Annotated in this window: 10 protein-coding genes and 1 pseudogene; 7 read left to right on the top strand and 4 right to left on the bottom strand. The window is 58.0% G+C overall.

Annotated elements, in window-relative coordinates:
* The 5 genes from ABJ99_RS27310 to ABJ99_RS16750 all read left to right on the top strand — a co-directional run.
* On the top strand, positions 1 to 900 hold a 900-nt coding region (locus ABJ99_RS27310; protein WP_459426207.1), incomplete at its 5' end, for a cryptochrome/photolyase family protein.
* Positions 897 to 1,040, top strand: coding sequence for a DUF2256 domain-containing protein (locus ABJ99_RS27305; protein WP_074800116.1), 144 nt, complete (start codon positions 897 to 899; stop codon positions 1,038 to 1,040). The genes ABJ99_RS27310 and ABJ99_RS27305, both read left to right, overlap by 4 nt.
* Positions 1,041 to 1,186: 146 nt before the next feature.
* Positions 1,187 to 1,615, top strand: a complete 429-nt coding sequence (locus tag ABJ99_RS16760; RefSeq protein WP_054086762.1) for a DUF2231 domain-containing protein — start codon at positions 1,187 to 1,189, stop codon at positions 1,613 to 1,615.
* A complete protein-coding gene (locus ABJ99_RS16755; protein WP_054086761.1) occupies positions 1,612 to 2,904 on the top strand; it encodes a PQQ-dependent sugar dehydrogenase in 1,293 nt (430 codons plus the stop codon). Before ABJ99_RS16760 ends, ABJ99_RS16755 begins: the two co-directional genes overlap by 4 nt.
* Before the next feature lie 213 nt (positions 2,905 to 3,117).
* Positions 3,118 to 4,317, top strand: a complete 1,200-nt coding sequence (locus ABJ99_RS16750) for an MFS transporter (RefSeq protein ID WP_054086760.1) — start codon at positions 3,118 to 3,120, stop codon at positions 4,315 to 4,317.
* Positions 4,318 to 4,330: 13 nt separating this feature from the next.
* Here the strand turns inward: ABJ99_RS16750 and ABJ99_RS16745 are convergent, their stop codons facing one another.
* Both ABJ99_RS16745 and ABJ99_RS16740 read right to left on the bottom strand, forming a co-directional pair.
* Positions 4,331 to 5,971, bottom strand: coding sequence for a methyl-accepting chemotaxis protein (locus ABJ99_RS16745; protein ID WP_054086759.1), 1,641 nt, complete (start codon positions 5,969 to 5,971; stop codon positions 4,331 to 4,333).
* Positions 5,972 to 6,211: 240 nt separating this feature from the next.
* Positions 6,212 to 6,730 (bottom strand): GNAT family N-acetyltransferase, encoded by a 519-nt coding sequence (locus ABJ99_RS16740; protein ID WP_054086779.1) that lies wholly within the window; start codon positions 6,728 to 6,730, stop codon positions 6,212 to 6,214.
* A gap of 273 nt (positions 6,731 to 7,003) precedes the next feature.
* On the opposite strand from ABJ99_RS16740, the pseudogene ABJ99_RS29925 reads away from it, so the two are divergent.
* Together ABJ99_RS29925 and ABJ99_RS29920 are read left to right on the top strand one after the other, a co-directional pair.
* Positions 7,004 to 8,026: pseudogene (locus ABJ99_RS29925) on the top strand (methyl-accepting chemotaxis protein); the annotation flags it as partial.
* Positions 8,027 to 8,059: 33 nt separating this feature from the next.
* Entirely contained in the window at positions 8,060 to 8,932 is an 873-nt protein-coding gene (locus tag ABJ99_RS29920; protein WP_375232667.1) for a methyl-accepting chemotaxis protein, read from the top strand.
* Between the two features lie 118 nt (positions 8,933 to 9,050).
* Here ABJ99_RS29920 and ABJ99_RS27300 read toward each other — a convergent pair whose 3' ends face one another.
* Positions 9,051 to 9,320, bottom strand: coding sequence for a hypothetical protein (locus ABJ99_RS27300; RefSeq protein ID WP_080378187.1), 270 nt, complete (start codon positions 9,318 to 9,320; stop codon positions 9,051 to 9,053).
* Between the two features lie 1,012 nt (positions 9,321 to 10,332).
* A complete protein-coding gene (locus ABJ99_RS16730; protein WP_054086757.1) occupies positions 10,333 to 11,262 on the bottom strand; it encodes a DMT family transporter in 930 nt (309 codons plus the stop codon).
* Positions 11,263 to 11,336: the final 74 nt, after the last annotated feature.

The raw sequence follows: 11,336 nt of genomic DNA, 5'->3' as shown, positions 1-11,336 counted from the left end.
CGCTTCGCCAGCCATTACGGTTCGCTGGAGGCCTTCGACTATCCGGTCACACACGTCGACGCTCAGGCGTTGTGGGAATACTTCCTGGATTTTGGACTGGCAGGCTTCGGCGATTATCAGGACGCCATGGCCACTGATGAGCCCTTTCTGTTTCATGCGCGGATCAGTGCCGCGCTGAACATCGGTCTGTTGGACCTGCGCCAGATTTGCAGCGATGTCGAGTCTGCGTACTGGTCGGGCAGGGTAGCGCTGAATGCCGCCGAAGGTTTTATCCGCCAGTTGATTGGCTGGCGCGAGTATGTGCGCGGCGTTTACTGGCTGAAGATGCCCGATTATGCGAGCGGTAATCTGTTCGGCAACAGTCGACCGCTCCCGGAGTTTTACTGGACCGGCGAAACGAAGATGAACTGTATGAGCCAGGCGATTGGCCAGAGCCTGAAACATGCCTATGCCCACCACATTCAGCGCCTGATGGTGACTGGAAACTTTGCCTTGCTCGCCGGCATCGTGCCGGAGCAGATCTGCGAGTGGTATCTGGCGATCTATATGGACGCCTTCGACTGGGTCGAGTTGCCCAACACGCTGGGCATGGTCATGCACGCCGACGGTGGTTATCTGGGCTCCAAGCCTTATTGTGCCAGCGGCCAGTACATCAAGCGCATGTCTGATTATTGCCGTGGCTGTGCGTACAAAGTGACTGAAAGCACGACCGACGATGCCTGTCCGTTCAACGCGCTGTACTGGCATTTCCTGATGCGCCATGGTGACCTTTTGCGTCGCAATCAGCGCATGGCGATTATCTATAAAAATCTCGACCGTATGGCTGAGCCCAAGCAACAGGCATTGTGGGCGCGGGGCGAGCATTTGCTGGTCAGACTGGATGCCGGAGAGGCGCTTTGAAAAAGAGTGAGCTGCCGGTCAAAACCTGCGTGGTGTGCGGGCTGCCGTTCACCTGGCGCAAGAAGTGGGCGCGTTGCTGGGACGAGGTTCGCTACTGCTCGGAACGGTGCCGTCGGAACAAGTCGTCGGTCAGCCCGTAACGCTTTCAAAATATTTCGAAATGAAAAGCGCTGAACTATCGGTTCAGCAACATGATCCTTCCTTATGCGCAGTCTGCGTGACCCCGACAGGCCAGTGCATCCGCACTGAGCATCGATCCAGGGTCGCCGAACGATAAGGAGCTGTCATGACCGTTACCACCCATCCCGTCTATCGCTGCACGCCGGGTCCGCTACACGCGACTTTGCTGGCAGGCACTGTCCCGTTGTTTCTCGGCGGATTGCTGAGTGATATCGCTTACTACCAGACCTTTCAGATTCAATGGAGCAACTTTGCGGCCTGGTTGATTGCCGGAGGCCTGTTGTTCTGCGGGCTGGCGCTGCTGTTCGCGTTGGCAAATCTGATCCGGGCCACTCACAAGGCTGGGCGTCCCGTGGCGTACTTCCTGCTGTTGCTGGTGACCTTTTTGCTGGGGCTGGTCAACGCGTTCGAACACGCCAAAGATGCCTGGGCGGTTATGCCGTCGGGCCTGATTCTGTCAGTCATCGTTACCGTTCTGGCCTGCGTTGCGACGTGGACCGGGCTGACCAGCCTGCGTTCCGGAGGTGCAGAATGAGACATATCCACGCATTGACTGCATTGAGCATGGCGCTGTTGTTGAGCGCATGTGGTGGCGAAGCAGACAGCACCCAGGCACGCGGCCCGGACCCTAAGCTGCCCGAGCCGCAACGTGGCCTGTTGCCCAGCATGAAAATCGCCGAGCCGGTTGCCTGGGGCGATCAGAAGCCGACTGTGCCTGAGGGTTTCAGCATTACGGCGATTGCCACCGATCTGAGTATTCCGCGTCAGTCCATCGTGCTGCCCAACGGCGACATCATCATTGCTGAAGGGCGCGGCGGCAGTGCTGCCAAGCTCAAACCCAAGGATGTGATCGCCAGTGTCATCAAGGCGCAGGGCAACACCAAAGTCAAAGGCGGCAATCGCCTGACGCTGTTGCGTGACGCGGATGGTGACGGTAAGTATGAATTGAAGACCGTCTTTGCTGAAAACCTCAATGCACCTTATGGCCTGGCGTTTGCGAACGGCAAACTGTATGTCGCCAATCAGGATGCGCTGGTCAGCTTCGATTATCAGGACGGCCAGACCAAGGCGAGCGGTGAGCCTGTCAAGGTGACTGACCTGCCGTCGGCAATCAACCACCACTGGACCAAGGCGCTGACCGTCAGCCCTGATGGGCGCTTCCTGTACGTCGGCATCGGTTCGAACAGTAACGTGACCGAGCGCGGCATGGAGGTCGAGATCGATCGCGCGATGGTCTGGCAGATCGACGCTGCGTCGGGCGCTCACAAACCGTATGCGACCGGCCTGCGTAACCCGACTGCTCTGGCTATCCAGCCGGGCACCGGGCAGTTGTGGACGGTGGTCAACGAACGTGACGAACTGGGGCCTGACCTGGTTCCGGATTACCTGACCTCAGTGAAAGAGGGTGCCTTCTACGGTTGGCCTTACAGCTATTGGGGCCAGAACGTGGACCCCCGTGCCCAGCCGCAAAATCCGGCCAAAGTCGCGGCGGCAATCAAGCCTGATTACAGCCTTGGCTCACACGTCGCCGCGCTGGGCGTGTCGTTCTCCATTCCGGCCATGGGCGACAAGTTCGCAGACGGCGTCTTTGTCGGCGAGCACGGCAGCTGGAACCGCGACAATCCGGTCGGCTACAAGGTGATCTTCGTTCCGTTCGCCAATGGCCGCCCTGCGGGTGAGCCGGTGGACTTCGCGACAGGCTTCCGCGGCGCTGACGGCAAGACTCGCGGTCGGCCAGTGGGCGTTACGGTTGATCCGCGCGGTGCACTGATCATCGCCGACGACCTGGCTAATACGGTCTGGAGAGTGACCCGCAATAAATAACCGGGCTCACGTTGTTCTCGACTATCGTGCGACGCTCTGCGTCGCATGCCGGTCCGTGCGCTCTGCGTCCTCTTTTACGACGCAGAGCGTCGCGAGCTGCATTCCGCACGCTATACAGGGTGGATTCATTACCCGCTTACACGTTAGGGTTGTTCGCATCCATGCACTGGCCAAACCGGCCTGTTACCGAAGAACCTGAATTCTGGAACTGCTGTGAGTCGCTTTGAAACTGCTGCAAATCTCGAAACCCGGCCCGCTTCATGGTGGGCCGTCGGCAGCGTATCGCTCGGATCATTTGCCACCGTCACCACTGAATTTCTTCCCGTAGGGCTGCTGCCCGATATCGCTCGCGATCTTGAAACGACGGTCAGCCACGCTGGCCTGATGATGGCTGTTCCCGGGCTTCTCGCAGCGATTTCTGCGCCTGCCTGTATCGCCCTGTTCAGCCATGTCGACCGCAAACGCCTGCTGCTGGGCCTGTTGTCGATATTGCTGGCCTCCAACCTGATCGTGGTGTTATCGGAACAGTTCTGGCTAACCCTGGCTGGCAGGGTGCTGCTCGGCTTCGCGTTAGGAGGGTTCTGGACGATTGCCGGCTCGCTCGGGCCTCGATTGAGGCCGGGCAGGGAGGGCGTGAAGGCAACGGCTTATGTCCTCGCGGGCGTCTCGATTGGCACGGTTGCCGGCATTCCTGCCGGCACCTTTATCGGCGAGGCTTTTGGCTGGCGCGCCGCGTTCGAAACAGCGGCAGTCGTGACGGTGGTGGTGGGCATGCTGATCACAACGCTGCTGCCTGCGCTGCCGGGCGAGCGCTCTGCCGGTCTAAACCAGATGCTTTCGCTGGCAGGCGAGCAAAAGATCCGCCGCATGTTCGCTGCCGCATTACTGATCTATGTCGGACACTTCGCGGCCTACACCTACCTAGCCCCCTTCGTGCAGGACGCCGCAAACATAAAAGGTCAGGCGTTGGGATTGTTGCTGTTTGCCTTCGGCCTCGCAGCGGTTGCGGGCAATCTGGCAGGCGGTGCGCTGGCGGCCAGAAATGCGCCGTCCTCGGTTTTGATCATGACCTTGCTGATGCTGGGGTCATTGACTGCATTGCTGCTGTTCGTCGCTATTCCCTGGCTGCTCTGGCCCGTCATTCTGGTTTGGGGTTTTGCCTTCGGGATGATTCCGATCACCACGCAAATATGGTGTTTCGACGCCTCGAGCGGACGTGTGGAGGGGGTTCAGGCGCTGCTGGTCTGTGTGGTGAACCTGTCGATTGGCGGCGGTGCCTTCATCGGTGGGCTGGTGTCCGAAGGTGCAGGCTTCAGCGCAGCGATAGTGACCGGCGCGGTGTGTGCCGCGTTGTCTGTGGCGACGGTGGGCATGGCACTGCGCAGGTCAAAGCGGGTCACCTGCGCAGGTTGAGAGAGTCCAGCCATCAGCCCGCTTTGAAGAACGCCACTTTCTGCGTCAGGCGGTCCGCAAGCTGCGCCAGGTCTTCGCTGGCCGTTGCTACTTGCTGAGAGCCACTGGCCGATTTGAGTGTCGAGTCATGAATACTGTTGATATTCATCGCCACCTCTTCGGCCACCGAGCTTTGCTGGATTGAGGCGCTGGCGATCTGCGCATTCATGTGGTTGATCGCGCCGACCTCCTTGCTGATTTTCGACAGAGCGCTCTGCGCATTACGCGTCTGCGCCACGGCCTTGTTGACCAGTTCGCAACTGTCACGCATGTTCTGCGCAGCGGTCTCCGTGCCACCCTGCAGCGTACTGATCATCGCCTGAATTTCCTGCGTCGACTGCTGGGTGCGGGTTGCCAGGGAGCGCACTTCATCAGCCACCACGGCAAAGCCCCGGCCATGCTCTCCCGCGCGCGCAGCTTCGATGGCGGCGTTGAGGGCGAGCAGGTTGGTCTGCGAAGCAATCGAGTTGATCACTTCGATGACCGTCTCGATCTGCTCGCCATGCCTGGACACCTGTTCCACGGTATTGGTCGTCTCGACCAGCGTCGCAGCCAGTTGTTCGATGGCGGCGGTCGTGCCTTCCACCAGACTGTTGCCGGTTTCCACCTCGGTGTCGGCCAGACGCGCCGCATCTGCTGCCTGGGCCGCGTAGCCGGAGACTTCATTGACCGTGGCGGCCATTTGACTGATGGCGGTCGCGACCTGTTCTGCTTCGCGGGTCTGCACCATGACCTGCGCATTGTTGGTCGAGGACGCCGCTGACAGCACGGTCGATGACTGGCTGACTTCCAGCGCTGCCATTCGCACCTGGGTGATCGTCTCGGAAAGACGACCCAGCGCGGTTTTCAGCACTCCCATCACACTGTCAGGGTGCTGCGTTGAGATACTCTGCTGCAGATCACCATCGGCCAGACGCCTGATGGCCTGTGCAACGTCGAACGGTTCTGCCCCCAGCGTTTTTTTGACAAAGCGGATGATGAACACCGACAACACGATACTCAGCAGCACGGCAAATGCAGTGGCCAGCAGCATCAGGCCACGGAACTGGCTGGCGGTTGTCTGCACATCATCGAGCTGCGCCCTGATCGCAGCTTCTTCATGGTCAATGAGCGCGTTGACCCGTTTCAGCCACTCGCTGTAATCACCGGACACCTGACGCAGTAACAACGCCTGAGCGCCGTCAATGTCACCCGCGCGACGCAGAGCAATCACGCTTTTGGTGGACGCCAGCGTCTGTTGCTCGATTTCCTTGATGCTGCGCAACAACTGACGCTCTTCGCCCGTCACGCCGGGCTTGGTGAACAGCTGGTCCATTGGCACGGCCGAGTCGACGTAGTCTTTTTCAAGCCGCGTCATTTCTGCCAAGTGGACAGCCAGATCCTGATCATTGTTGACCAGCACCGCATCACGCAAGGCAATCGCCCGATTGTGCACGCTGCCGCGAAAGTTGATCGCGTAGCGCTGCACCTTCGCGGCATTTTTTCCAACGTCCTCCAGCGTGCTGTCAATAAAACCCACGCGCTGAATACCTACGGCAGTGATCAAAATGAGTAGCGACACCACGGCAGCAAATCCCAAGCCAATACGAGTTGCCAGAGAAACCGGTTTTTTCATGAGATAGGCTCGTGAAGGAATAAGCAAGGGGCGCCAGGAACATGGCGTCAGACTAATAGCGCAAGGCCAGACAGTATGCTTGAGCGGCGAGCCTGCCAAATAGATATTTACACACCGTTGGATAGAGAGGCGTTATTGCAGCATTTTGTAGCCTGCACGACGGTGACTTGTTGCCGCAGAGGTGCGGAGATTGTTGAGACCTTCAGCACAGGCATTATGGACACCGGCCAGGCTGGCCATTCATTCCCGTAGACCTTTCCACATATACACCTTCGACACGAATCGATTACCTAAAGCCACTGCAAAGGGTTCGATGCCAAACGCGACAAATCCCATTCGCTCGTACAACGCCTGTGCCTCGGTATTACCCTCGGTCACAGTGAGCTGGACGATCAGCAGCCGGGGGCGGGATATGGCATGCGCCAGCACGCTGTTCATCAACCCAGATCCGATGCCTTTGTTCCTGTGCGTCCGTGGCACGTACATACCGAACACGGTGGCTTTGTGACTGACCTTTTTGCGGGTTTCAAACGACAATCCGGCCACCCCCCGCAGTTGACCATCTTCGACTGCGGCAAACACGACGTCGCTGGCTGTCGGGCTGCTGTCGAGCCTTTTCTCCCACCATGCGACAGGCAGCGCCTCACGCTCCGTCACTTCTGAAGTGAAGGCGTCAGGATGAATCGCGTAGGCTTCAAGCATCAGCGCGCGATAAGCGGTTGCATCGTTTGGGGTAAGTCGCCGGAACGTGAGGGTCATCGAAGTTGCGCTCGCCTGATTCAGAATCCGGATGTGCAGTCTGCCGACCGGTGTTTCGAGCTTCATCTTAGCGAGCGGCACACCACCGGTCATCTGAAACACAATGTTTCAGATCGGTTAAATAAATCTTAATGATGCCGCCATCGCCCCTGAATACGGGGTTCTGACAGCGCGCCACATTAGTTCCCCGGCCATTCAACTGAATATAACTATCAAGTTAACCCCCTCAGCGCCGATTTACGGGCATTCCGAAAAATCAGAGGCACACACGTCATGAGCGCAAAATGGTTGGATAACTTGAAGGTCAGCAAAAAGCTAGGGCTGGGCTTTGCCGCTATTTTGCTGGGTGTACTGACGGTCGCAGCCATCGGCTATTCCAGCACTAACCTGCTAATCGAGCGCATGGGCAAAAGCAGCAAGGTTGCCGAAATCAAGGCTGATGTGCTGAGTGCCCGTATCGCTGCCCAAGCCTACGCGACAGGCCCAAGCCCGGCTGGCGTGCAGACTTACGCGAACGCACTGGACACGCTGAACCGCAGCGTCGATGAGGGCCTGGGGCTGTTCGTGGTATCGAGCAACCTGGAAAAACTGCGTGCCATCAAGGAGCAGGTAGGGGGCCTGAAGCAGACCTTCGAACAGTTGGTCGCCATCAATCAGAAGGTCGATGACGCGCTGAAGCCAATCATCAAGGTCTCCGATGATGTCAGCGGGACCTTCGAGAACCTGTTGAACAAGACTATTGACGACACCCTGCGCGCGCCGGACGAAACCGGGATCAAGCAAGTCAAGATCGCTGGCGACCTGCGTAACGGCATGACCAATTTTCGCCTGGTGTTTCGACGCTACTTGAGTATCCCGTCTGCCGATAACCGTCAGGCCACGTATAACGCGGCGGACGCACTGATCGCCCAGGTCGCTGCCGCTCGCAGTGAGCTGCCCAGCCAGGCCAATGCCGCAGTGGATGCCGCGCTGAGCGCGCTCAAGCAGTACAAAATATTGATGACCTCGATCTCGGATATGCTGCAGCAAGCCGATCAGGTTCGTAACAGTCTGCAACAGCAATCCATCGCGACCGCAGCCCGTGCCGACGATCTGGCAGCCCAGCAGGTCATCAGTGCCAAAAAAGAACAGAACACCGCTGTCATGCAGCTGCTGAGTGTCGCGGTGGTCGTATTGCTGATCGGCATCTTCGCGGCGTTCCTGATTACCCGTCAGATCACCGTGCCCCTGAACGAAACGGTCATTGCGGCGCGGCGGATCGCCGATGGTGATCTGACCCAGGACACTCACACGACCCGTCAGGACGAACTCGGTCTGTTGCAGAACACCATGCAGCACATGACCGTTTCCCTGCGTGGCCTGATCGGCGGCATCGGCAACGGTGTGACGCAAATCGCCACCGCCGCCGAGGAGTTGTCTGCCGTCAGCGAACAGACCAGCGCCGGTGTCACCCTGCAAAAAAATGAAGTGGATCAAGTCGCGACGGCCATGAACCAGATGTCGTCCACGGTGCAGGAAGTGGCGCGCAACACCGAAGATGCCTCACGGGCCGCCAAGCAGGCCAGCGAACGCGCCGCCCACGGCAGCAGCGTGGTGCAGCACGCCACGCGGGAAATCGGCCAACTGGCCGGTGAAGTGAAACAACTGGGTGAGGCCATGCAACGCCTGACCGAAGACAGCGGCAAGATTGGCAGCGTGATCGACGTGATCAAAGCGGTCGCCGAACAGACTAACCTGCTTGCCCTCAATGCTGCCATCGAGGCCGCGCGTGCGGGTGAGCAGGGTCGCGGGTTTGCCGTAGTGGCCGACGAGGTGCGCTCGCTGGCCCAGCGCACCCAGAACTCCACCACTGAAATCGAAGCACTGATCCTGACCTTACAACAGGGCACGGGTGCCGCTTCGGGCCTGATGGACGCCAGCCTGCAACGCACCGAAGGCACCGTGATACTGGCTCGCCAGGCGGAACAGGCGCTGGTGGAAATCAATCAGTCGATCGGTACGATCGAGCAGATGAGCCAGCAGATCTCTGCCGCCGCCGAGCAGCAGAGTGCGGTGACCGACGAAATCAACCGTAGCGTGCTCAGCGTTCGCGACATTGCTGACCAGTCTGCCTCGGCAACCGAGCAGAGCGCAGCGTCGACGGTAGAACTGGCTCGTCTGGGCAGCAATCTGCAGAGCATGGTGGCGCGTTTCAGGATTTAAGAGGCGTTAGGGGAGGTGCGCTGTTCGTTGTGTGGCGTCACTCCAAAACGCATGGAAAATGGTGTGCCACATCGCAGGCGATGCACACCATTTTGGGGTTGTGTTTCTGTAGCAAAGATTATTCCGTTGCCTTGATCCACTTAGGCACATCTGAATCAGGTGGAAGGTGACGGTCTTCAGTGGCAGCGGCTTCTTTTGCTCTTGAGTACGCTGCTTTAGCTTTCAAACTGGACTGACTAGCTTGGTCATTGTTTCCTTTCTCCGAATGCGCACGCGCTTCGGCTTCGTGTTGAGTTGCCTCACGAGCGTGGTCTTCTGAGGTTTTTTCACATCCGGCTAAAGCAAGTATTGACAAGAGTGCGGCAGTAATGTCTAAGCGGTTTTTCAAAATGTAAGTCTCTTCTATAACTGAATTTATGCCATCCGTGCTGGCGAACGTTGATGAGTGGTACTTTTAAAGTATCGGGTTCCCACTCAATGCAGGGTTAAAGGTTTTAGATGAATTTTTTTTCACTAAGCGCGTCGGACCTTGTGCGATGGCTCACCATTCGTTTTCCCCCTAAAACGTCGCTGCCGTGACTGAAGGCTTATAGGCTTCCGCGGCAGATGACAGGGAGAGGACCGGCGTTCAGCAGGGTCACCATGACAGTGCACCCTGTGCTTCGCGAGGCCTGATTCGTCTCCTACAGCAACGCCGACCGGCATCAACGCATTCAAAATCAACATCGGGTCAGCACTTCGGGACGCGGCCGCAATCTGTCCAGGCTTCAGGAAAAATCTAATCGGTGCGTGGCACTGCATAGACGTTTTTTAGTCTCTCTTTGACGTCAGGAAAAAAGTTTACAACTCACCGTTTTTCACCTGCTTAGTTTAGCCAGGCGCTAAAGAGTGCTAATAAATGATGTCATGATAATTGACTGATCGGTAGCCTCTTGGCAAGCATTAGTGCGAAATTGTGTTTTTATTAACTTGGTATGATCGTACTAATAGTGTGCGGCGTCGGCCGCCGGCTATGATCTGAAGATGCAAAGTAGTAAGGGTTTTCTGACGGTTCGGTCAAATTAAATTCCGACTGGAGATCACAAGTAATAGGGCGCTAATTTCAGATTTTCGGTTGGCACCAGCTGACCGTGGATCAAGACTAGGCTGTGCAGTTACTAACGAATCATACGACGGCTGTTAGAGTAGCTTTCTTGGGAAAGCCGAGCGAAATCAGCTCGCGCTGCTGTGCCTTCTCCAGTCAGGCTTAGTCAGCAGGTTTGTAGCGTGCAGAAACGTAATCTTACGGGCGCAGAAGCGTGTTAACGGCCCGTCATCACGGGTTATCCAGATTGCGAGACGGTTGGCAGGCCATCTTCCGGAGCCTGGACGAATGAGCCTGTTGGCATTTGTCGAACGACTTATACGTGATTCCGAGCCTCTGCCCGCACAACCATCCACACCCCCAGGCCAGACACCGCCATGCCAAACGCGATTTGCCACGACAGCGGTTCGTCGAACATCGCCCAGGCCCAGAGCATGGTCACGGGAGGGCTGAGGTACAGAACGCTGGCGACCCGGGTGGCCGTCGCACGCCGCAGGCATGTCCAGTACAGCCCGTAACCCCCCAGCGTCGCCAACCCCACCGTCCACAACACGCTCAGGGCAAAGCCACTACTGGGAATGGGCGCCAGACTGCCCTGTGTCCCCTGAATAATGGCGAATGCGAAGCTTGAGACACAGCATTGCAGCCACAGATTGGGGAGCAGGGCCATCGGTGGCGATGCGCTGGAGCGTTTTTGCCACAACGTCGCAATTGCCAGTGAGAACATCCCCAGCAAGGGCAGGCCATAGGCCCATAAAGGCGCATCACCCCAGGCCAGTGCGCTGTGAGTGACCAGCACCACGCCGACCAGACCTACCAGCAGCCCCGCCCAGATTTTCCAGCTCAGTCGCTGCCCGAGAAATAACGCAGCCAGCAGCGCCATGCCCAGCGGCAGCAGATCGGCCAACAGTGCCGCGAGCCCTGCCGGTACGCCCAGCGCGATGCCTTGCGTGACGCCTGCCACGTAGCCGGTCATTGCCAGCAGACCAATGCCGGCGTTTTTGAGCAGCAGGACAGGTGCGATTGTTATCAGTTGTCGTGCCACGAAGGGCAGCAGAATCAAGGTGACCACCACACAGCGCCAGAACACCACTAGCAACGGCGGCGCATAGTCCAGAGAGAAACGTGCGCCGACGAAGCCGGAACTCCAGGTCAGCAGCAATGCCGCTTCGAGTAAGGGCAGAGGAATGGCCTGGTGCCAGGCAGGCCGCGATGAGTTCGGGGGTATCGACAGGTAATGATTCATCGACACACGCTAAGTGGTCGGCGTAATCTAATAAATCAAAATTATCTGCATCAGTTATTCAGGAATGCTGAAGT

The sequence above is a fragment of the Pseudomonas syringae pv. cilantro genome, assembly GCF_001293775.1.
GTDB classification, from domain to species: domain Bacteria; phylum Pseudomonadota; class Gammaproteobacteria; order Pseudomonadales; family Pseudomonadaceae; genus Aquipseudomonas; species Aquipseudomonas syringae_P.
The sequence above is the reverse complement of the archived record's forward strand: the minus strand, read 5'-3'. Positions and strand labels throughout refer to the sequence as shown.

What these genes read in the sequence shown, in the direction of transcription:
- ABJ99_RS29920 (WP_375232667.1), top strand. Translation starts at nt 8,060, where the DNA reads ATGCAGCACATGACCGTTTCCCTGCGTGGCCTGATCGGCGGCATCGGC.
- ABJ99_RS16755 (WP_054086761.1), top strand. Translation starts at nt 1,612, where the DNA reads ATGAGACATATCCACGCATTGACTGCATTGAGCATGGCGCTGTTGTTG.
- ABJ99_RS16730 (WP_054086757.1), bottom strand. Translation starts at nt 11,262, where the DNA reads ATGAATCATTACCTGTCGATACCCCCGAACTCATCGCGGCCTGCCTGG.
- ABJ99_RS16740 (WP_054086779.1), bottom strand. Translation starts at nt 6,730, where the DNA reads ATGACCCTCACGTTCCGGCGACTTACCCCAAACGATGCAACCGCTTAT.
- ABJ99_RS16760 (WP_054086762.1), top strand. Translation starts at nt 1,187, where the DNA reads ATGACCGTTACCACCCATCCCGTCTATCGCTGCACGCCGGGTCCGCTA.
- ABJ99_RS16745 (WP_054086759.1), bottom strand. Translation starts at nt 5,971, where the DNA reads ATGAAAAAACCGGTTTCTCTGGCAACTCGTATTGGCTTGGGATTTGCT.